The sequence below is a fragment of the Pseudomonas salicis genome, from assembly GCF_057128705.1.
Map to the genome: position 1 here is coordinate 538,242 of NZ_JBSKHU010000002.1, position 20,201 is coordinate 558,442.

Genomic DNA, 20,201 nt, shown 5'->3' on the forward strand with positions numbered 1-20,201 from the left:
TGAGCGAAAAGACGTACTAAAAAAGCGGGTATAGTTTAGTGGCAAAACGAAAGCTTCCCAAGCTTTAGTTGAGGGTTCGATTCCCTCTACCCGCTCCATTTTTTTGCGCCTCTTCTTCCCACGTTCACACTTTCCCAGCCCTCTTCGCCTTGCTTGGCTCAATGTCCGGGTGGCTGAAACGACGCCTCCACTACTCGCTAATGACCCTGTTTGGCATGACCGTATGCCCAAGGGGTATTTGACCGCGAAGGCTCTATTCCCTAGGGTGAGCGGCCATATTCTGCCGATGGAAGTCTAATGTCCCGCCCCTCCAAACTGCCTCCAACCGTCTACCTGTTAGGGCTCACGATCTTTTCCCTCGTCACTGCCGAATTCATGGTAGCAGGCATGATGCCCTCGCTCGCCGATGCCTTCTCGGTGAGCCTCGCGCAAGTTGGCAACCTCATCGCGTTCTATGCCTTGGGGATGGCGTTGGGCGGCCCGCCTGTAACGGTTATTCTGCTGTCACGAAACATCGGCAACAAACGGGCGTTGATCACGTTGCTGGCCTGTTATGTGGCAGCGGGCGCGCTCGCGGCGGCCGCACCGAGCTACTTCGTGCTGGCCGTCGCGCGAGTGGTAATGGGGGTGTCGAGCGCCGTCTGCATCGGGCTGTGCATGACGGTCTGCGCGGGTCTGGTGGCACCCGAGCGACGGGGCAAAGCGGTCTCGGTCGTACTGGCGGGGCTGATGTTATCCCCCGTCGTCGGCGTGCCGATGACCACGTGGGTCGAGCAGCATGTCGGCTGGCGGGCGAGCTCATGGCTGGTGGTCGCCCTTGCGCTGCTCTGCACGGCCCTCGCCGCCAATCGCTTGCCTTCCAGTGTCAAAGGCAGTGAACCCACACTAAGCCAGCAGTGGGCTGAATTGAAGAACAGCCATCTGTGGGCGGCCTATCTCACCAGCGGCCTGATCATCGGTGCAACGTTCGCTGCGTTCAGCTATTGCACGCCCATCCTGATCCAGGAAGTCGGGGTCGCGCCGCGCTTTGTGGCGCCTCTGCTGGCGTTGTACGGCATCGCCAACCTGATCGGCAACATGATCGTGGGCCGTCTTGCGGACCGGCACACTTTGCCGGTCACGGGTTGGGGGCTTGGGCTGATGGTCTTGACCCTGACGGGCTTCGCGCTCGCAGGTGATCACCAGTGGCTGAACCTGATCTGCTTCGTTGCGCTCGGGCTGACCGGTGTCGCGCTGAACCCCGCCATGGTGGCGCGCGTGATGAATGCCGCAGAGCCCGCTGCGCTGGTGAACATCCTTCACACCTCGGTGATCACCGCTGGACTGGCATTTGGCAGTTGGGCGGGCGGCGCAGCCATTGATGCCGGGTTTGGATTGCGGGCCCCCCTCTGGGTCGGCGCAGCCATGGCCAGTTTGGGACTCATCAGCCTGGTTCGGCCGCTTGTGACCACACGAGCGGAGCCACGTTGCGTGTGAGCACACGGCCGTACCCGGCACTTGCTGATATCTCTTAGAGAGATAGCCGCGATCCATTATTTTCGCTTCTTCAGATATCGACGTCGCGCGTAGGGTGGGCTCATCTGAACTCAACAGGCGACGAAGATGGAAAAGGCTCACGCTCCCTCCCAAGCTGAAACGGCTCAAGATCGTTCCCATAACACCGGATGGAAGATCGCGGCGGGGTTTCTCGCGACGCTGGTCGGGATCGGTCTGGCGCGCTTCGCCTATACACCTCTGTTGCCCGCCATCATTGATGCGGGCTGGTTCGATGCGTCCAAGGCCGCCTATCTGGGCGCCGCCAATCTTGCGGGTTATTTGATCGGCGCGCTGACAGGTCGGGTAATGGCAGACAAATCGTCCACAACCTTCACGCTCAGGGCCATGATGCTACTCGCCAGTGTTGCGTTTCTGGCCTGTGCTTTTCCGGTTTCCTACGTGTGGTTCTTTGTTTGGCGTCTGCTGTCGGGGATTTCCGGCGGGGCGCTGATGGTGTTGGCCGCGCCCGCCGTCTTGGCCCATGTTTCACCCGCCAAGAGAGGGCTGGCGGGTGGGATCATCTTCATGGGCGTCGGTGTCGGTATTGCAGCGACGGGCACACTCGTGCCGCTCTTGCTGCAGCAAGGCTTGAAGCAGACGTGGCTGGGGCTGGGCCTGATTTGTCTGGTGTTCACGGCGCTCGCCTGGAAAGGTTGGCCGACGCACGAAGTGACGCCCGCCAACGCCACTCATCACCCTGGCCAATCGAAGAACACCACACTCAAAGCCTTGTACGCCGAATACGCGCTGAACGCGGCGGGCTGGGTGCCGCACATGATTTTTCTGGTGGCATTCATTGCCCATGGCCTGAACAAAGGGCTCGAAGTGGGCGCGCAATATTGGGTGCTGTTCGGCATTGGCGCGACCCTCGGGCCTTTGCTCGCCGGCGTGTTGGCGGACCGGGTAGGCTTCGGTCTGGCGCTGCGCCTGTCGTTCATTCTGGAAGGCGTGTGCGTGTGCATTCCCGCGCTGGGGCTCGGCACACCCTGGCTGATGGCGTCGAGTGTCGTGGTCGGCGCTTTCGTCACCGGGACGGTGCCATTGGTATTGGGCCGCGTGCACGAATTGCTCGCACACCATCCGGCTCAGCAAGCTGCAGCGTGGCGCACTGCAACGGTGGGGTTTGCCCTGTTTCAGGCTGTCGCGGCGTACGGTTTTTCGTACCTGTTCACCTACAGCGGCAGCAACTACGCGTTGCTGTTCGTGATCGGTACAGGGGCCATAGCACTGGCGTTCCTGATCGACATCGTGACAGCGCGCAGCCCGGTTGAAACCGCTCGTTAAGCATCACGCGAGCTGCCGAATGTTCGACCCTCGCGCCTGCCCTTCTGTGTGCACGCTGTCGAGAAAGGTCGCCAGCGCGCTGGAAAAGTGGCCATCGAGACGTCGCACAAACACAGTCTCGACCTGCGCAAAGGCGGGCGGGATTTCGTGAACCGCGACCAGACCTTCCTGCCATGCGTGGGCGACCACCCCTCTTGGAAGCAGCGTGATCCCTACCCCCGCTGACACGCAGGCGATGATCGCATCGATCGATCCGAACTCCAGCGGCTCCGGCGCGACCATGCCCAGGCTCGCCAACAGCCCATCCAACCGTTGGCGATAAGAGCACCCCACGCGGAACACCACCGTTTTCAAATGCGAGATAGCGGCGACGCCCTCAAGCGTGCGAACCGCGCGGGAGGTCACCAGTACCAGTTCCTCATTGAACACAGTGTCGGCCTGCAATTCGGGGTGGCTGACCGGCCCGGCCACGAACGCGCCTTCGAGCTTGCAGTCGACAACGTCCTGAATCAGGCTGCTGGTCGTTCCGGTGCGCACCACAGGGCGAACGTCAGGCCAGGCCTTGGCGAAGCGCGCGATGAGCAATGGCAGACGAAGTGCAAGGGTGGTTTCCAGCGTGCCGATTTCCAACACGCCGGTGGGCTTTCCGTCGTCCCGGGCGGCGGCCGACGCGTCGGACAGCAACTTGGCAAGCCTGGCGGCATAGGGCAAAACACGGCGCCCTGCCGGGGTGATCTGAACGCCCTTGGCGCTGCGCTGAAACAGCGAAACGCCGAGTTCGTCTTCCAGCGAGCGTATTCTCGACGAGACATTCGATTGCACCGTGTTCAACTCCACCGCCGCCTTGTTCATGCTGCCATGCCGGGCGACGGCGTCGACGACCTTCAGATCAATCACGTCCACATGCTCACCTGCTATCTCGATTAGTACGAACCTGGCCGCTGGGCCATTTGTTTTCGAGATTATGCGGGATGAACCTCGCTGACAAGAAAACGCGGACGTTTGACCCATCGGGGAGTACCGGTCAAACGCCCGCGCCGTTGCCTCGCCGTGATCAGAACGAGTAATCGGCGCTCACCATCAGCCCGCGTCCCGCGCCCGGCACGCCGTAGCCGCGGCCGTTGTAGGTGGACCAGTAGTGTTTGTCGAACAGGTTGTTGACGTTCATCCGCACATCGAGATCGCGGGTGGCCTGCCAACTGACCATCGCGTCGTGCACCACGTAGTCCGGCACAGTTGTCTCGCCGTTGCGGGTCAGCACAGCGCCTTGGCCACGGTAGATTTTTACCTCATCGACATAGCGCACGCCGTAGCTGACCGACAGGTCCAGCGGCAGTTTGTACGTCGTCCAGAGGTTGAGCGCGTTTTGCGGGGTGTTGGCCAGTTCCAGCCCTTCTTCCGAACCGTTGTAGCCTTTGACCAGCTTGCTGTTCTCGTGAATGTAGCCGCCGTACACCGACCAGTTGCGGGTGATGTTGCCGGTGCCGGACAGCTCCAGACCGCGCACCCGTTCTTCGCCGCCAGTGAACGCAGTACCCTCATCGTCATCGATGAACGTCAGTTGACGCTTGGTCTCAAACACGTCGCCCGTCAGTTCCAGCGCGCCGTCGTACAGCTCCCACTTGGTACCCAGTTCGTAGGTCTTGCCGCGATCGCCCTTGGTCGACGCGATGCTGCCAGTCTGCGCCACGGCCAGCACGCCGGAGGGTTGTTTGGCGTTGGCGTAGCTGATGTAGAAGCTGCCGTTGTGCACCGGTTTGTAGACCAGCGCCGTGTGCACGCTGGTGAGTTTTTCCGACTGATCGGAATGGCCCAGGTCGGTGAATGCTGCGGTCTGGCTGGCGCGGCTTTCGTTGTCCGTCACGCGGGTGTCGAAGTGATCCTGACGTGCCGCCAGATGCAGTTGCCAGTTGTCGTTGAACTTGAGCGTGTCGAGGACATAGAACGCCTTGTCCGTTTGCTCCACTGACTGCTTGGCCGAGGTGTAGGTATTGGCGCTGAACGGATAACGCGACCAGTCGTTGCTGGCCACCGGCAGACTGCCCATACGGGCGCGGTCGGCCGCCGTCAGAGCGCCGGTTTTCGAATCCAGCGTCTGCTTGCTCAGGTCGAACCCGCCGACCAGCGTGTGGCCGATGCCAAAGGTGTCGACCTTCCAGGTCAGATTGGTCTGATTGCTGTAGGTCTCGTTGGTCTGACTGCGACCCGGCGTGTTGACGTTACGACGGAAGATGCCATTGCCTGCCTGTATGCCAGGCGCGCCCGCAGTCGTGTCACCACCCGGCGTGGTGATGAAATAATCGTGGTCCAGGTGGAAATAGGTGAACTGAGTGTCCACGCTCAGCGCATCGTTGAAGTCATGGGCGAACTTCATGTTCAGGCGATGGGACTCGTTGTCTTCGTAGTTCAGATTGCGCCAGCCCCAGTAACTGTTCCAGCTCGCGCCCCCGGCACGGCTCGGACTGCTGCCGTTGGTGCCGTTGACGGTGGGAATGCCGTAGTCCGGGTTGCTGTTGTCGTGGATGTATTCGTAACCGACGGTGAACCGCGTGTCGGTGCCCAGTCCCAACGCCAACGAGGGCGCAAAGCCGTAACGCTCGTCGCTGACCCAGTCACGGCCATCGACGCCGGAATTGTTGCCCATGATGTTCAGGCGAAACGCAGCCCCTTCGCCCAGGCCGTCCAGAGTGTGATTGACATCCAACGAGCCGCGACGGTAATCCGCCGTGCCGACGCCTGCGCTGACGTGGTTGAAGTCGTCAAGTACGGGCGTCTTGGTCACCAGATTGACCGCCCCGCCTGTCGCGCCCACGCCCCATCCTGCCGAGCTGGAGCCTTTGAGGACTTCCACGGATTCAGTGTTGAAGAAACGTTACGCGAATATTTGGCCGGGTCGCGCACGCCGTCGCGGTAGATGTTGCCGTCGGCATTGAAACCGCGAATGGTCAGGCTGTCCCCCACCCCGCCGCCGCCTTCACCGGAGTTGAACGTAATCCCCGGCACATTGCGCAGCGCGTCTTTCAGGCTCTGGGCGTTCTGCTCTTTAAGCACCTGTGACGAGACCACCGTGACGCTTTGCGGCGTGTCCAGCAACGGCTCGGTCGACTTGGACGAACTGAGTTTCGCGGCGTTATACGGCGCATCGGACTGGCTGTCGATGCGGGTCGCCGGCAGAGTCAAATCCCCCGCTGTCGGGCTGGCGGCCTGATCCTGCCCCGCCGCCCAGCTCGACATCGGCAACGCCATGAACGTCGCCAGGCCCATCAAGGGCGCCAAGGTGGGAGAACGGGAAGACGCAAGCGACAGGCTGACGCTACGCTGGAGATTGAGTTTTGTTGGGGAGGACATCGGTCGGCCTTCATGAAAGATAATAAATCGTATTCACAACAGCGAAAGTCTATCAACCGAGGCTCGGCGGATTTTCAGGGATTTGTAATGGAGATGCGTGGGATGGGGGGGTTGATACAAAGCATTACATTTCGTCTATGGGCTATCGTCTCCATTGAAAGCCTGTTTGCAGGCTTTGCGTGAAAGCCTCAAAGGTGGAGCCCGACTGTCGAGGGGCTCCCGATGTGCAGGCCGACTTAGTGCTTCGTCTCTCCCTCCGCTCCCGCCCCTTTCTTCTCGGTCATGTCATCCGCGTCGGGACTCGGCGCAGACCTTTCTTTGTACACAGGCAACGAGGCCGCGTAGGCCATGGCCTCCTCGCGCGTATCGAATGAGCCAAGCCGATCGTGATGGGTGCAAACCCGCCACGGCCCGTTGTTGACGTTGATGACGTCGTAACCGTTGAGATGCGTTTTGAGTACCGTGCTTTGCATGGGAACCTCCCTCTCGTTCAGAGAGTGTTGTTGAGTGATCAACCAGCGATTCAGGGTTTCAACGGGATTTCTTCGTCTTTTTCAGACAGGCTTTTCCCGTCGTCCGGATGTTTCCAGGTTTGGGGTGGAGGGGTATCGCGCTTTTTATCGTCTGTGTTTTCAACCCGCTCGAACTCGTGCGCCTGTCGTTCGGCCTCGCTGCCACGGGCCTTTTCCATAGGATTGGGGTTGGGGCCGGGGCTTTGCGCGGCGGGGGTATTCACTGGATCGGTTGTCATGTGCACCTCTCAGCGAACCGGATGTGGGGTTCATGGGGTTAGAGACGCCGAGGTTGGGCGGGTTCGAACTTTCTGCCGAGCGGTGGGTTGAGGGAAGGTCGGAGGGATGCGCCGTTGACAAGCCCGGCCTGTGTTCCTATAAGTCCACTCCGTTCTGACCCCGGTCAGCACCTGCTCACCTGACAGCGAAGCGAGACGATGGAATTCACCGATTTTGATGCCGAACTGGCCGACTGGAGCCAGCTGCAGACAGACCATCCCTGCACAGGATTGCTGCTGGGCAACGGCGCCAGTCTGGCCGTGTGGAAAAACTTCGCCTATGACTCGTTGTTCGAACTGGCCCAGACGACCCGGAACAAGCCCCTGAGTCCCACCGAACTGGCGCTGTTCAAATCGATGGAGACCGACAACTTCGAACCGGTGCTCAGTGGTCTCAAGGTCGCAATGCGGGTGAACGCGGCCCTGACCATTGGCTCGTCATCACCTCGCAATCGCTATTTCGCGATCAAGGAAGCGCTGATCCACGGCATCCGCTCGGCGCACATCCCGTGGCGTTTGATGGAGCCCTCTACCATCGCTCACATCAGCCAGACCCTGAGCCAGTACACCACCGTCTACTCGACCAACTACGATCTATTGGCCTACTGGGCGGTGATGCACGGCGCCCAGCCGTTCGACGACCTGTTCGACGAAGACGCCGAATTCAACCTTCACCGAACCGACAGCCACGCCACCCGCATCCTCTACCTGCACGGCGGGATGCATCTGGTGAAAAACTTCGATGGCACCGCGCGGAAATTGCAGTCCTCGGAAAGCACGCTGCTGGGCAGTTTCGCCGTCAACGCGCTGGACGATGTGCCCCTGTTCGTCTGCGAAGGCCGTAGCGAAGACAAGATGAAGATCATCCGCGGCTCGGATTACCTGTCCTACTGCCACGCGCAACTGGCGCAACATCAGGGAGCCCTGTGCATCTTCGGCCATTCGCTGGGCAAACAGGATCGGCACATCCTCAATGCCATCCTGCAAGCGAGACCGAAAACCCTCGCCATCTCCGTGCTGCCCCGCAGTGAAGCGTTCATTCAGCACCGCAAGCGGCATTACAGCGCGCTGTTCGAAGGGCAGAACATTGAATTGAAGTTTTTTGATGCAACGAGCCATCCACTGGGGAAACCGGAATTGTCGGTGCCGGTGGCTCGGTTGAAGGGAACGGTGGAGTTGAAGAAGGGGTGATCCATTTGGCTGGCCTCCCTCATAACGGAAGATAGGCCTTGACCCCGCCGATGACTGCTTCCAGATCATTTCGACTCAATCGTGGGACGTAATACTCTCTTCCTCTACGTGTCTTCCGGTGGACCTTATCAAGCCGATCAAAGCTGACGGTGTAAATCATGTCGCACTTCACCCATAACCGCTTGGTGCCGTCCGAAACAATCGGATTCTCTCGCAGGAGATGGTGCCAATCGAACTCTGTCTCCGGAGATGTCGCAGATATGGGAACAACCGTGCAAAGCCGACGACGATGCCTATTCGCCTGAGAGACCACAACGACCTTTCGGACTTTGACCATTTCAGGGGGCACAAACCCCCTCGTAAAATCGCACACCAGCACGTCGCCCTGTTTGGGCAGGTAATACAGAGGCATCCTTTTCTCCAGTTAAAGCAAAGCCGCCCGTAGGCGGCTTTTATCGACACGCAGCAGAACTTGCATCGCCCTAGCTGCGCCGCTGGATCAATCTCCGTAGAGAGATCCAGACTCCTTTCAGCTTTCGCTGATGACGAACGAATTATGAGCAGCTGAATGCAGCGTTTCAAGGCTCGGGCAAAAACTCAGAATCATCCCACTCGCGTCGGTAGCTATCTCTTACATCGCCACCTTCAGCGATGCTCGTATTCCCATCCTCTGCATGCCAATGCAACGTGCTTGGGAATCAGTGCCGCACCGCTGCTGTAAGCGGTAATGGTTCGGCGGGTAAAGCCCAGCTCGACCGCTGCTGCGGAGAGCGACAGGTTGTTCTTTGCCATCCAATGCTTGAAATCGCGGGTGGGCATCACTTCACCGGATTGTTCGAGCGCCAGGCGATGCAGCGTCGATGCAGCCAGTTCAAGGTCATCTCCCCATGTGACATCAAATCCCCACTCACCCACTGCGACCTGGTCGAATCGCTCGGGGTTCTTCAGCGCTGCCATAGCAGGAAACTGATCCAGGAACGCCGACAAGTCGATGGTGTGACGCTTACCGTTGTTCCAGTCGACGGTAAGTAATTGTTTGCCTGTAACAGGTCGGACGGCAGCAATACGTAATTTGCTTGGCATATCAGGTTCTCCGGTTTTGCTCATACCAGACTCGCCATAACTCGGCGGTATGACTCCGAGCCCACATCAATGCAGCTTTCAGCGCTTTGGGTTCGGCACCTTTACCGAGCACTCTCAAGCCATCGATCTGTACTAGCGACTCGCCATCCGGCGTCTGCACGTGAAAATGCGGCGGGGCGTGGTCGTCCGGATAAATCTTGATCTTCCAGTTACGGTCGGTTTGTACAGTAGCCATGACGGCGGATACTAGAGAAATTTTTTCCCTATCGCAAACGCGAGATTGCTTCGCAAACAAAAACCGGACCTTAAAAGGTCCGGTCATTCACCGCTCAAATCACTCCGCTCCCAATCTTCCCAAACGCGCACGCTTACTCGTTACTTTCCGACAACGTCCCCACGACGACGGCATTACCATGAGCCTTCCTCCCAACGCTGGCGGCCACTGATTCGGTCGATAACCGAACACTGCTGAGCGCCGCAAGGCGGTCGCTACTCGTCGATTTGACGATGCTACCTGACCATTGAGCCGCTACGGTCGCCATCCATGCGAACACGAACACTACGACACCTTGCAACGCCCACTTTCCGATGACCGACACGATGGCTCTCCTGGCTGGTTTTCTATGGCAGCAATTTGACCCTCAAACTGTTGCAGGAAGATGGCATTCAATTTCTGCACCAAGATTCATGCTCGGAAGCGGGCCGTTGAAAAAATCCCCACAAACGGCGCTTCCCCCCTGAAATCAAAGTGTACGGTTGATTCTGTCGCCAGCTGTTAAGGGGAAAAACGTGCGATCTGTGGCTGAATGAATGCCTTCTTTTCACTTATAACAACAAGGCACGATTCAGCATGTCTTCTCGCGAAAACACCGGCATGATCCTCGGATTGGTCGGGGTGGTGATTTTCAGCCTTACCCTGCCCATGACCCGCATCGTCGTTCAGGAAATCCACCCACTGCTCAACGGCCTGGGCCGAGCGCTCGTCGCGGCGATCCCGGCAGCCGCCCTTTTGCTGTGGCGGCGGGAAAAGCTGCCGACCTTCGCGCAATTCAAGGCACTGCTGGTCGTCGCGCTGGGTGTGATCATCGGCTTCCCGGTCCTGTCGGCATGGGCGATGAAGACGTTGCCAGCTTCCCACGGCGCGTTGGTCAACGGGCTGCAACCGTTGCTGGTCGCCATCTACGCAGCGTGGCTGTCCCATGAACGCCCTTCCCGTGCATTCTGGATCTGTGCGGCGATGGGCAGCGTGTTGGTGTTGGGCTACGCGCTGATCAGCGGCGCCGGGAATCTGCAAGCCGGGGATCTGTTGATGGTCGGCGCTGTGGCAGTGGGGGGACTGGGTTATGCCGAGGGCGGTCGACTGGCCAAGCAGATGGGCGGATGGCAGGTCATCTGCTGGGCGCTGGTGATTTCAATCCCGGTGCTGATCATCCCTGTCGGCTACCTGGCGTCTCAGCACCAAGGGGCCATTTCCATGGGCACCTGGTGGGCATTCGGTTACGTATCGCTGTTCTCGCAGTTCATCGGTTTCTTCGCCTGGTATGCCGGGTTGGCAATGGGCGGGATTGCACGGGTGAGTCAGATCCAGCTGGTGCAGCTGTTCTTCACCATGGCCTTTTCAGCGCTGTTTTTCGGTGAGCACATCGACCCGATAACATGGTTCTTTGCCGCTGGCGTCGTCGTGACATTGGCCATCGGACGCAAGACCGCCGTCATCGCGCCAAAACCCGTGGTCGCCACTCGGGTCTAGTCGAGCAGGCCATCTGCCTGGAGCAACGTCTCCAGGCACTGCTCCTGAATGTTGTAGAACGCCTTCAATTCCTGAATCTTCGCCAGCAACTCGACAGGGTCCGCTGGCGTCGCGCGTTTAACCGCCAGAATCATCTTGTTCTTGTTGGTGTGTTCCAGCGAAATGAACTCGAATACCTTGGTCTCATAGCCGCAGGCTTCCAGCAACAGCGCCCGTAAGGCGTCGGTCACCATTTCCGCCTGCTGGCCCATGTGCAAACCGTATTGCAGCATCGGCTTGAGCAGGCTTGGGCTCTGGATCTGCAGCCGGATCTGTTTGTGGCAACACGGCGAACACATGATGATCGACGCACCGGAGCGAATACCCGTATGAATCGCATAATCGGTGGCGATATCGCAGGCATGCAGCGCGATCATCACGTCCAGCTTTCCGGGCACGACCGAACGCACGTCACCGCATTTGAAGACCAGCCCTGGATGCTCAAGGCGTGCGGCGGCGTTGTTGCACAAGGTGACCATGTCTTCACGCAGTTCGACGCCAGTCACCTCGCCTTGCGATTGCAAGGTATTGCGCAGGTAATCGTGAATGGCGAACGTCAGATAGCCCTTCCCTGAACCGAAGTCAGCCACCGTCACCGGCTTGTCGAGTGAGATGGGCGACGTCGTCAGGGCGTGGGAAAACACCTCGATGAATTTGTTGATCTGCTTCCATTTGCGCGACATGGCCGGAATCAGCTCATGCTGTTTATTGGTGACACCCAAGTCGGTGAGGAACGGACGGCTCAACTCCAGATAGCGCTTCTTCTCGCGATCGTGCTCGGCGGAGGGCGCTTCACGCTGCTGCCGGGACGTGTTGCGAAACAGCGTACTTTTGCCTTTCTTGCTGAATTCCAGCTGCACTTCGTCAGTCAGCGACAGCAAATGCGCGTTCTTGAAGGCCTCGGGCAGCAGATTGGCGATCAGTGCCTGGGCTTCAGTCAGAGGGTGATTCTTGGTGATGTCGCGGGTCTTGTATCGATAGACGAAGGACAGGCATGGCTGATCCTTGATCGTGGTCGGCTTGATGATGATCCGCTGCAGATCGGCCTCGCTGCCGACATACTTGGCCAGCACCAGCTTGATCAGCGAGTTCTGCGTCAGGCAGGTGTCGAGCAGGCTCAGGAACTGGGCGCGGTGATCCTGCGCAGACAAGACGGCGGGGGCAGTAGCGGACATCGGGTGAAGCCTCGGGAAGCGAAAAATGCAAGGCCGTCATTTTAGGCGGGTACGGGGTTGAGGTGGATATAAATATTTACCACCTCATGCCCGCAGATCGGATCAGGCTACTCCAGCACCACTAACCGATTCGGCAATTCATTGCGCGCCTGCGTCACCGGCACCTGATCGCTCAACACCTCACCGCAGGACCGTATGCACCCCAAAAACCCGTCGAGAATCCGGCCCTCGCTGACTTGCCGCGTAAACACGTCGACCATCGACCGCCAGACCATGTCGTCCACGTGCCGGGCGATCCCGTCGTCCACAATGATCTCGACGTAGCGCTCGGCCTCGCTGACGAAGATCAAGACCCCGGTGCCGTTGAGCGTCGCATGAAGGTTCTGCTCCAGAAACTGCCGCCGGGCCAGGCTGCCCGCACGCCAATGCCGAACCGACACCGGGACCAGTCGCGTGCTGATAGCGGGCAATCGGCACAGCAATGCGACCACGATGAAGGTAGCAATCTGGGTCAACAGCAGCTCGTTGGCGTTAAGCCAGCTTGGATAAAAATTGATCAAACCTGGCAGCAATAACGCGACCAGCCCCGCCCAAATCAACGGGGCATACGCGTAATCGTCAGCACTGGCCGCCAGCACCGTTACCAGTTCAGCATCCGTGTCGCGCTCGACCGCCTCAATCGCCTTGGCGACTTGCCGTTGCTCGTCTTCCGTCAGTAATGCCATGGGTCATGCCTTATAAAGAGCCATCGACTACCAGCCACCGGAGGCGCCGCCCCCACCAAAACTGCCACCACCTCCGCTCATGCCGCCGGAGCCCGAGCCACGAGAACTTGAGCCCCCCGATCCGAAGCCGCCTGAACCGCCCGAACCGATGAATCCAATGCCCCCGCCCCAACGGATGCTGATATACGCCGCCGCCACGAACAGCACGAAGAACAGCAGGCTCATGCGCCAGTCGGTCACGTCATCCCCGCCCGTCGCGCCCACCACCGGCTCAGCGAGCGGATCACCGCCCAGCACCTGAACGATGGCCTCCGTGCCTTTGTTGATGCCGCCGACAAAATCACCCTGCTTGAATGCCGGCGTGATGATCTGATTGATGATCACCGACGACTGCGCATCGGTCAGACGATCTTCCAGGCCGTACCCGACCTCGATCCGCACCTTGCGCTCTTCCTTGGCGACGATCAGCAGCGCGCCGTTGTCCTTGCCCTGCTGGCCGATGCCCCAGTAGCGGCCGAGCTGATAGCCATAGTCCTCGATCGTGCTGCCTTGGAGATTGGGCACCGTGACCACCACGACCTGCTCGGTGGTCAACTCTTCGTGCGCCCGCAGCATCTGGGACAGATGCTCTCTGCCGGGGTTGTCGATCATGTCCGCCGTGTCGACCACGCGGCCGCTCAACGGTGGAAACTTGATCTCGGCGACGCTCTGCTGGGCGAACACACCCACCAGCATTGCCAGTAATGCGACCGCGACGCCCCGCCGCACCCACTGCATCAGAATTTCACTTGCGGGGCCTTGTCGGCGTCCGCGGCAGTGGCTTCGAAGTTGGGACGAATCGGCAAATCGCTGTACATCACCGAATGCCAGATGCGACCGGGGAAGGTGCGAATTTCCGTGTTGTATTTCTCGACGGCAGCGATGAAATCACGACGGGCCACAGCAATGCGGTTTTCCGTGCCTTCGAGCTGCGACTGCAATGAGAGGAAGTTCTGGTTGGATTTCAGGTCCGGATAGCGCTCGGAGACCACCATCAACCGGCTTAACGCGCCGGTGAGCTGACCTTGGGCGTCCTGGAACTGCTTGAGTTTGGCCGGATCATTCAACGTGCTGGCATCCACCTGAATCGACGTCGCCTTGGCCCGTGCCTCGATCACCGCGGTCAGGGTGTCCTGCTCCTGCTTGGCGTAGCCCTTCACGGTCTCCACCAGGTTGGGAATCAGATCAGCTCGACGCTGGTACTGGTTCTGCACTTGCGCCCAGGCCGATTTGACCTGTTCGTCGTAGGTCGGAATGTTGTTGATGCCACACCCCGCCAGCAGGGTGCTCAGCAGCATCAGCAATGCCAGTGACAAATTGTAACGACTGCCCCTAATGTGCCCATAACGCTCGATTTGCATGGCCTGCGCGCTCCTTGGTATGCCTTCATTGGTCGTCCCGTCAGACATGACTTTAGCCAAATCAGACGATCCCCGGCATAATCTTGGCCCATTACGTCGTCAGGCTCTGGATTGCCGGGCTGCAATCGGATAAAACTCGCTGCGCTACTGATGCCCTGATGCGCCAGGAGTTCAGCGACCGCCTCGTCCTGATGACAATAAAAACCAAAGGTTTCACTCCAAAACAAAGGCCACCCGGTATTTCGCGCGAGTTGCCGGTCCACGCCTTGAGAAAATCATTCATGAATAAGCTGTGTTTACTGAGTCTTGTCATCGGTCTGGCCAGTCAGTCCGCCTGGGCTGAAACCGCCGTCAAACCCGCCAGTAATGCCTCCACGCTGCAAGCCAAGAATGCGTTCATCGCCAACCTGATGAAGCAGATGACGCTGGACGAGAAGATCGGCCAATTGCGCCTCATCAGCATCGGGCCGGAAATGCCGAAGTCGGAAATCGTCAAGGAAATCGCGGCGGGCCGGATCGGCGGGACGTTCAACTCCGTGGTACTGCCAGACAACCGCGCGATGCAAGATGCCGCAGTGATTCACAGCCGCACGAAAATCCCGATGTTCTTCGCCTTCGACGTGGTCCACGGCCAGCGCACCATTTTCCCGATCAGCCTGGGATTGGCATCGACCTGGGACATGGACGCCGTGACCCGAGCCGGTCGCGTTTCGGCTATTGAAGCCGCCGCCGATGGCGTGGACATGACCTTCGCGCCCATGGTCGACATCACCCGTGACGCCCGTTGGGGCCGCAGTTCAGAAGGCTTCGGCGAAGACACCTATCTGGTCTCGCGCCTCTCGGCCACCATGACCCGCGCCTTCCAGGGCACCAGCACCCAGGCGCCGAACAGCATCATGGCGGCGGTCAAACACTTCGCGTTGTACGGCGCGGTCGAAGGCGGCCGCGACTACAACACCGTGGACATGAGCCCGGTGCGCATGCAACAAGACTACCTGCCGCCGTACCGCGCCGCGATTGATGCGGGCGCCGGTGGCGTGATGGTCGCGCTGAACTCGATCAACGGCGTGCCCTCCACCGCCAACGCATGGCTGCTGCAAGACGTGCTGCGCAAGGACTGGGGTTTCAAAGGTGTGACCGTCAGCGACCACGGCGCCATCAAGGAACTGATCGATCACGGCGTCGCCAAGGATTTCCGCGAAGCCGCGAAGCTGGCGATCAAGGCTGGCGTCGACCTGAGCATGAACGACAAGGCGTACGGCGAAGAATTGCCCGCGCTGGTGAAGAGCGGCGAAGTGTCGGTTCAGGAAGTCGACAACGCCGTGCGTGAAGTCCTCGGCGCGAAATGGGAAATGGGCCTGTTCGCCAACCCGTACCTGCGCATTGGCGCCGCAGTCGACGACCCGGCCGACCGCGATGCCGAAAACCGCCTGCATCGCGCCGAGGCTCGTGACGTTGCGCGCCGCAGCGTGGTCCTGCTGAAGAACGACAACGGCACCCTGCCCCTCAAGAAACAAGGCACGATCGCCGTGGTCGGCCCACTGGCGAAAAGCTCGCTGGACATGCTCGGCAGCTGGTCGGCTGCGGGCCTGGCCCGTCAGACCGTCAGCGCTTACGACGGTCTGGCCAATGCCGTCGGCGACAAGGCCAAGCTGCTTTACGCACCGGGTACCAATGTCACGGACAATCAGGAAGCCATCGCTTACCTGGACAAAATGGACGACCAGATTCACATCGACGGCCGTCCCGAGCAGGACATGATCGATGAAGCGGTCAAGGTCGCTCAGCAGTCAGATGTGGTGGTTGCCATGGTCGGTGAGTCCCGCAACATGTCCCACGAGGCCGCCAGCCGTGTCGATCTGGTGCTCCCGGGCCGTCAACGCGACCTGATCAAAGCGCTCAAGGCTACCGGCAAACCGCTGGTTATCGTGCTGATGAATGGCCGTCCACTGGCGCTGGGTGAAGAAAACAAACAGGCTGATGCGATGGTCGAGAGCTGGTTCCTCGGCACCGAAGGCGGTAACGCGCTGGCAGACGTGCTGTTCGGCGATTACAACCCGTCGGGCAAACTGCCGATGACGTTCCCGCGTTCCGTGGGTCAGGTCCCTGCGTACTACAACCACCTGAACACCGGCCGTCCGTATCGCCCGAACGATTCGAACTACACGTCGAACTACTTCGAAGAGCCGACCAGCCCGCTGTTCCCGTTCGGTTACGGTCTGAGCTACACCCAGTTCAGCGTTTCGGACATCGTGCTGTCGATCAACAAGATGACCCGCAAAGACAAGCTGACCGCCACGGTTCAGGTGAAGAATACCGGCAAGGTCGCGGGCGAAACCGTGGTTCAGCTGTACCTGCGTGACGTGGCAGCGTCGTTGAGCCGTCCGGTGAAAGAGCTGAAGAACTTCCAGAAGATCATGCTGAAGCCGGGCGAAGAAAAAGCCGTGAGCTTCACGCTGACCGAGGAAGACTTGAAGTTCTTCAACCCGTCGCTGAAATACGCGGCTGAGGCAGGTGACTTCAAGCTAATGATCGGTCTTGACTCCGAAGACGTGAAAGAGACCACTTTCACCCTGCAATAGACCCGTTCTGTAGGAGCGAATTTATTTGCGATTGTGTGTTTCAGACGATGCAGCAGCATTGCTTGAAACTGAGCTTCGCGAATGAATTCGCTCCCACAGGGTCCGGCGTTAACAGCCCCGACGCGTCAACCCATTCAGGTAGACAGGCCCTTCGCTATGCCTCGCTCCGCCCGTCTTCTCTTATCGACCATCCTGATTCTCGCAGGCGCAGTCATTGCCGCGACGCTGGCCATGCATCAGGCGCAACGCCACTCACTGGAAGACGACGCCGCACGGGCGCAAGGCCAGCTGTCGCTTTACGCCAACACCCTGCAAACCCTGATCGAACGCTATCGCGCCCTGCCCGCCGTTCTGGCGCTGGACCCGCAACTGCGTGATGCGCTCAAAGGCCCGGTCAGCCCTGAAACCACTCAGACCCTCAACCTCAAGCTGGAACAGATCAACGGCGCGGCACAATCCTCCACGCTGGAGCTGCTCGACCGCAACGGCTTGGCCATCGGCGCCAGTAACTGGCGGCTACCCAGCAGCTACGTCGGCCACAATTATGGCTTTCGTCCCTACTTCACCCAGACCAAAGCCAATGGCGTCGGGCGTTTCTACGCCGTGGGTGTGACCAGCGGCATTCCAGGTTATTTCTTGTCGAGTGCCGTCTACGACGATGAAGGGCAGTTCATCGGTGCAATGGTCGTCAAACTTGAGTTCCCGGACCTTGAACACACCTGGGCGCAAGGCGACGATCTGCTGTTGGTCAGCGACGCCAAAGGCATCGTGTTTATCGCCAATCAGCCAGGCTGGCGCTATCGCGCGCTTCGACCGCTGTCCGAGCGGGACCGCGCCGAATTGACCCGCACGCGCCAGTACGACAAACAGCCGCTGTCGCCCCTTATCCATGAGCCCCTGCGTGAGTTCAACGACAACAGCCACTTAAGCCGGATCGTCGGCCCCCATGGCGCGGAGGATTTCCTCTGGCAATCCCTGCCGCTGCAGCCCGAAGGCTGGACTCTGCACCTGCTGCGCAAACCCCAACCCGCGACCGAAGACGTCCGCAACGCTGCGCTGGCCGCTGCGGGCATCTGGCTGACGTTGGTGTTCCTTGGGCTGTTCCTCTATCAACGCTGGCGCCTTGCCCGTCTTCGGCAACGCAGCCGCGAAGAGCTGGAGCAACTGGTGGACGAACGCACCCGCGACCTGCACACCGCGCAGGACGGTCTGGTGCAATCGACCAAACTGGCGGCGCTGGGCCAGATGTCGGCCGCGCTGGCTCACGAAATCAATCAGCCCCTCACCGCGCAACGCATGCAGCTGGCGACGCTGCGTCTGTTGCTCGACCACGGCAGGGTCGATGACGCTTACAAGGCGCTCGCCCCGCTCGACCAGCAATTGATGCGCATGGCCGCCCTCACGGGCCATCTCAAGACCTTCGCCCGCAAAAGTCCCAGCGGACTGCGCGAACGGGTGGACTTGGCGTGCGTGGTTGATCAGGCGATGCTGTTGCTGGATGCGCGCATTCGTGAGGAACGCGTCAGTTGCGTACTGGACATGACCCGCCCGGCCTGGGTGCGCGGCGACGCGATCCGCCTGGAACAGGTGCTGATCAATCTGCTGCGCAACGCGCTGGACGCCATGAGCGATAAACCGCTCAAGCGTCTGGAAATCCGCATCGAAGGCGACAATGGCCATTGGCATCTGTCCGTTTCCGACAGCGGCGGCGGGATTGCCGATGAGCATCTGGCGAACATTTTCGACCCGTTCTTCACCACCAAACCGGTCGGCGATGGCCTTGGTCTGGGCCTGGCTGTGTCATACGCCATCGTGCACGAGCTCGGCGGTCGCCTGTGCGCCGAAAACCGCGACAATGGCGCACAGTTCTCCTTTTCCCTCACGCAGGCCCCGGAGGCCGAACCCGCATGTTGAACTCGGTGATTGTGGTCGATGACGAGGCGCCCATCCGCGAGGCCGTCGAACAATGGTTGTCGTTGTCCGGATTCGACGTGCAGCTGTTCAGCCGCGCCGAAGATTGCCTCGCCACGTTGCCCGCGCATTTTCCAGGCGTGATTCTGAGCGACGTGCGGATGCCCGGCATGGGGGGTCTGCAATTGCTCGCTGAATTGCAGACCCGTGATGCCGACCTGCCCGTGATTCTGCTGACCGGTCATGGCGACGTGCCGATGGCGGTCGAGGCCATGCGCGATGGCGCGTACGACTTTCTGGAAAAGCCCTTCACCCCCGAAACGCTGCTGAGCAGCCTGCGTCGTGCATTGGAGAAACGCGCCCTGGTCCTGGAAAACCGCCGCCTGCATGAACAGGCTGACACCCGAACGCGGCTCGACGCTACGCTGCTGGGCCTGTCACCCACGATGCAGACCTTACGACGGCAGGTGCAGGATCTGGCCCAGCTCCCGGTCAACGTGTTGATCCGCGGCGAAACCGGCAGTGGCAAGGAAATGGTCGCTCGCTGCCTGCATGATTTCGGGCCCCGGGCGAAGAAACCGTTCGTGGCGGTCAATTGCGCGGCTATTCCCGAGCAGTTGTTCGAAGCCGAGCTGTTCGGTCACGAAAGCGGCGCCTTCACAGGTGCTCAGGGCAAGCGCATCGGCAAGCTGGAATACGCCGACGGCGGCACGCTGTTCCTCGACGAAATCGAAAGCATGCCCCTCGCTCAACAGGTGAAATTGCTGCGGGTGATTCAGGACCGGCGTCTTGAGCGGCTCGGTTCGAACCAGAGCATCGAGGTTGATTTGCGGATCATTGCGGCGACCAAACCGGACCTGTTGGACGAGGCGCGTGCCGGGCGTTTTCGCGAAGACCTGGCGTATCGCCTGAACATTGCCGAACTCCGTCTGCCGCCGCTGCGCGAAAGACGCGAGGACATTCCGCTGCTATTCGGCCATTTCTCTCGGCAATCGGCAGAAAGACTGAGCCGCCCCGTGCCGACCTTGAGTGGTGGCCAGTTGAGCCATCTGCTGAGCCACGACTGGCCGGGCAACGTGCGTGAGCTTGCCAACGCGGCGGAGCGGCAGGTGCTGGGGCTGGAGAATCCGGCGTCCGTTGATTTGCCAGTGGGTCAGTCGCTGGTGGACCAACAAGAAGCGTTTGAAGCCCATTGTTTGCGCTCGGCCTTGAGTCGGCACAAAGGCGATATCAAGGCCGTGCTGAATGAACTGCAACTGCCCCGCCGCACCCTGAACGAAAAGATGCAGCGCCATGGGTTGGTGCGGGAGGATTTCCTCACCGACAACGCCTCCCCTCTGTAGCAGTCCGGCTTGCCGTGCAGCTACGGCCTCTCTATCGGCAAGTT

At 60.0% G+C, this 20,201-nt stretch carries 19 protein-coding genes and 1 tRNA gene; 8 read left to right on the forward strand and 12 right to left on the reverse strand.

All coding sequences use genetic code 11. From position 1 onward, the window contains the following. Nucleotides 1-24: 24 nt before the first annotated feature. The 3 genes from ACWKWE_RS08700 (at nt 25) to ACWKWE_RS08710 (ending at nt 2,820) form a co-directional block, all read left to right on the forward strand. Nucleotides 25-98: transfer RNA gene (locus tag ACWKWE_RS08700), tRNA-Gly, on the forward strand. Nucleotides 99-297: 199 nt separating this feature from the next. Further along, nucleotides 298-1,476 (forward strand): MFS transporter, encoded by a 1,179-nt coding sequence (locus ACWKWE_RS08705; RefSeq protein ID WP_483850282.1) that lies wholly within the window; start codon nt 298-300, stop codon nt 1,474-1,476. A gap of 126 nt (nt 1,477-1,602) precedes the next feature. Then, nucleotides 1,603-2,820: a YbfB/YjiJ family MFS transporter gene (locus ACWKWE_RS08710; RefSeq protein WP_483850283.1), complete on the forward strand. Its 1,218-nt coding sequence runs from the start codon at nt 1,603-1,605 to the stop codon at nt 2,818-2,820. Between the two features lie 3 nt (nt 2,821-2,823). On the opposite strand, the gene ACWKWE_RS08715 is transcribed toward ACWKWE_RS08710, so the two are convergent. From ACWKWE_RS08715 to ACWKWE_RS08735, 5 genes are all read right to left on the reverse strand, one after another. Further along, the gene (locus ACWKWE_RS08715) at nt 2,824-3,723 is read right to left on the reverse strand and encodes a LysR family transcriptional regulator (RefSeq protein ID WP_166596153.1); all 900 of its coding nucleotides are present in this window, start codon (nt 3,721-3,723) and stop codon (nt 2,824-2,826) included. Nucleotides 3,724-3,874: 151 nt separating this feature from the next. After that, a complete protein-coding gene (locus ACWKWE_RS08720; protein WP_483850284.1) occupies nt 3,875-5,632 on the reverse strand; it encodes a TonB-dependent receptor in 1,758 nt (585 codons plus the stop codon). Next, nucleotides 5,599-6,168, reverse strand: coding sequence for a TonB-dependent receptor plug domain-containing protein (locus tag ACWKWE_RS08725; protein ID WP_483850285.1), 570 nt, complete (start codon nt 6,166-6,168; stop codon nt 5,599-5,601). The genes ACWKWE_RS08720 and ACWKWE_RS08725 overlap by 34 nt, the downstream gene beginning before the upstream one ends. A gap of 236 nt (nt 6,169-6,404) precedes the next feature. Then, on the reverse strand, nt 6,405-6,641 hold the full coding sequence (locus ACWKWE_RS08730; RefSeq protein ID WP_483850286.1) for a DUF2188 domain-containing protein: 237 nt from the start codon (nt 6,639-6,641) through the stop codon (nt 6,405-6,407). Between the two features lie 50 nt (nt 6,642-6,691). Continuing rightward, entirely contained in the window at nt 6,692-6,919 is a 228-nt protein-coding gene (locus tag ACWKWE_RS08735; protein ID WP_483850486.1) for a hypothetical protein, read from the reverse strand. 198 nt (nt 6,920-7,117) lie between these two features. On the opposite strand from ACWKWE_RS08735, the gene ACWKWE_RS08740 reads away from it, so the two are divergent. Beyond that, entirely contained in the window at nt 7,118-8,149 is a 1,032-nt protein-coding gene (locus ACWKWE_RS08740; protein ID WP_483850287.1) for a DUF4917 family protein, read from the forward strand. Between the two features lie 19 nt (nt 8,150-8,168). Here the strand turns inward: ACWKWE_RS08740 and ACWKWE_RS08745 are convergent, their stop codons facing one another. The 3 genes from ACWKWE_RS08745 to ACWKWE_RS08755 all read right to left on the reverse strand — a co-directional run bounded on the left by ACWKWE_RS08745 (nt 8,169) and on the right by ACWKWE_RS08755 (nt 9,467). Further along, entirely contained in the window at nt 8,169-8,561 is a 393-nt protein-coding gene (locus ACWKWE_RS08745; RefSeq protein ID WP_166596587.1) for a type II toxin-antitoxin system PemK/MazF family toxin, read from the reverse strand. A gap of 233 nt (nt 8,562-8,794) precedes the next feature. Then, nucleotides 8,795-9,256 carry a DUF2442 domain-containing protein gene (locus tag ACWKWE_RS08750; RefSeq protein WP_483850288.1) on the reverse strand — a complete coding sequence of 154 codons (462 nt, stop codon included), beginning with the start codon at nt 9,254-9,256 and terminating at the stop codon, nt 8,795-8,797. Then, complete coding sequence (locus tag ACWKWE_RS08755; RefSeq protein WP_166596585.1) at nt 9,234-9,467, reverse strand: DUF4160 domain-containing protein; 234 nt, start codon at nt 9,465-9,467, stop codon at nt 9,234-9,236. Before ACWKWE_RS08755 ends, ACWKWE_RS08750 begins: the two co-directional genes overlap by 23 nt. A gap of 615 nt (nt 9,468-10,082) precedes the next feature. Here ACWKWE_RS08755 and ACWKWE_RS08760 point away from each other — a divergent pair. After that, complete coding sequence (locus ACWKWE_RS08760; RefSeq protein ID WP_166596584.1) at nt 10,083-10,982, forward strand: DMT family transporter; 900 nt, start codon at nt 10,083-10,085, stop codon at nt 10,980-10,982. On the opposite strand, the gene ACWKWE_RS08765 is transcribed toward ACWKWE_RS08760, so the two are convergent. The 4 genes from ACWKWE_RS08765 to ACWKWE_RS08780 all read right to left on the reverse strand — a co-directional run bounded on the left by ACWKWE_RS08765 (nt 10,979) and on the right by ACWKWE_RS08780 (nt 14,321). Beyond that, complete coding sequence (locus tag ACWKWE_RS08765) at nt 10,979-12,196, reverse strand: class I SAM-dependent methyltransferase (protein ID WP_483850289.1); 1,218 nt, start codon at nt 12,194-12,196, stop codon at nt 10,979-10,981. The genes ACWKWE_RS08760 and ACWKWE_RS08765 overlap by 4 nt on opposite strands. Nucleotides 12,197-12,303: 107 nt before the next feature. Next, on the reverse strand, nt 12,304-12,921 hold the full coding sequence (locus ACWKWE_RS08770; protein ID WP_483850290.1) for a TPM domain-containing protein: 618 nt from the start codon (nt 12,919-12,921) through the stop codon (nt 12,304-12,306). 27 nt (nt 12,922-12,948) lie between these two features. Beyond that, nucleotides 12,949-13,698, reverse strand: a complete 750-nt coding sequence (locus ACWKWE_RS08775; protein ID WP_166596581.1) for a TPM domain-containing protein — start codon at nt 13,696-13,698, stop codon at nt 12,949-12,951. After that, nucleotides 13,698-14,321, reverse strand: coding sequence for a LemA family protein (locus ACWKWE_RS08780; protein ID WP_166596580.1), 624 nt, complete (start codon nt 14,319-14,321; stop codon nt 13,698-13,700). Before ACWKWE_RS08780 ends, ACWKWE_RS08775 begins: the two co-directional genes overlap by 1 nt. A 281-nt stretch (nt 14,322-14,602) precedes the next feature. On the opposite strand from ACWKWE_RS08780, the gene bglX reads away from it, so the two are divergent. From bglX to ACWKWE_RS08795, 3 genes are all read left to right on the forward strand, one after another. Next, entirely contained in the window at nt 14,603-16,903 is a 2,301-nt protein-coding gene (gene bglX / locus ACWKWE_RS08785; RefSeq protein ID WP_166596579.1) for a beta-glucosidase BglX, read from the forward strand. Between the two features lie 156 nt (nt 16,904-17,059). Further along, nucleotides 17,060-18,817 carry a sensor histidine kinase gene (locus ACWKWE_RS08790; protein WP_483850291.1) on the forward strand — a complete coding sequence of 586 codons (1,758 nt, stop codon included), beginning with the start codon at nt 17,060-17,062 and terminating at the stop codon, nt 18,815-18,817. After that, on the forward strand, nt 18,811-20,157 hold the full coding sequence (locus tag ACWKWE_RS08795; RefSeq protein ID WP_166596577.1) for a sigma-54-dependent transcriptional regulator: 1,347 nt from the start codon (nt 18,811-18,813) through the stop codon (nt 20,155-20,157). Before ACWKWE_RS08790 ends, ACWKWE_RS08795 begins: the two co-directional genes overlap by 7 nt. The last annotated feature ends 44 nt before the right edge of the window (nt 20,158-20,201 follow it).

Bases quoted from the DNA above. Each gene is read 5' to 3' on its own strand.
- ACWKWE_RS08705 (WP_483850282.1), top strand. From the start codon at position 298: ATGTCCCGCCCCTCCAAACTGCCTCCAACCGTCTACCTGTTAGGGCTC.
- ACWKWE_RS08710 (WP_483850283.1), top strand. From the start codon at position 1,603: ATGGAAAAGGCTCACGCTCCCTCCCAAGCTGAAACGGCTCAAGATCGT.
- ACWKWE_RS08725 (WP_483850285.1), bottom strand. From the start codon at position 6,168: ATGTCCTCCCCAACAAAACTCAATCTCCAGCGTAGCGTCAGCCTGTCG.
- ACWKWE_RS08730 (WP_483850286.1), bottom strand. From the start codon at position 6,641: ATGCAAAGCACGGTACTCAAAACGCATCTCAACGGTTACGACGTCATC.
- ACWKWE_RS08735 (WP_483850486.1), bottom strand. From the start codon at position 6,919: ATGACAACCGATCCAGTGAATACCCCCGCCGCGCAAAGCCCCGGCCCC.
- ACWKWE_RS08740 (WP_483850287.1), top strand. From the start codon at position 7,118: ATGGAATTCACCGATTTTGATGCCGAACTGGCCGACTGGAGCCAGCTG.
- ACWKWE_RS08745 (WP_166596587.1), bottom strand. From the start codon at position 8,561: ATGCCTCTGTATTACCTGCCCAAACAGGGCGACGTGCTGGTGTGCGAT.
- ACWKWE_RS08750 (WP_483850288.1), bottom strand. From the start codon at position 9,256: ATGAGCAAAACCGGAGAACCTGATATGCCAAGCAAATTACGTATTGCT.
- ACWKWE_RS08755 (WP_166596585.1), bottom strand. From the start codon at position 9,467: ATGGCTACTGTACAAACCGACCGTAACTGGAAGATCAAGATTTATCCG.
- ACWKWE_RS08760 (WP_166596584.1), top strand. From the start codon at position 10,083: ATGTCTTCTCGCGAAAACACCGGCATGATCCTCGGATTGGTCGGGGTG.
- ACWKWE_RS08765 (WP_483850289.1), bottom strand. From the start codon at position 12,196: ATGTCCGCTACTGCCCCCGCCGTCTTGTCTGCGCAGGATCACCGCGCC.
- ACWKWE_RS08770 (WP_483850290.1), bottom strand. From the start codon at position 12,921: ATGGCATTACTGACGGAAGACGAGCAACGGCAAGTCGCCAAGGCGATT.
- ACWKWE_RS08775 (WP_166596581.1), bottom strand. From the start codon at position 13,698: ATGCAGTGGGTGCGGCGGGGCGTCGCGGTCGCATTACTGGCAATGCTG.
- ACWKWE_RS08780 (WP_166596580.1), bottom strand. From the start codon at position 14,321: ATGCAAATCGAGCGTTATGGGCACATTAGGGGCAGTCGTTACAATTTG.
- bglX (WP_166596579.1), top strand. From the start codon at position 14,603: ATGAATAAGCTGTGTTTACTGAGTCTTGTCATCGGTCTGGCCAGTCAG.
- ACWKWE_RS08790 (WP_483850291.1), top strand. From the start codon at position 17,060: ATGCCTCGCTCCGCCCGTCTTCTCTTATCGACCATCCTGATTCTCGCA.
- ACWKWE_RS08795 (WP_166596577.1), top strand. From the start codon at position 18,811: ATGTTGAACTCGGTGATTGTGGTCGATGACGAGGCGCCCATCCGCGAG.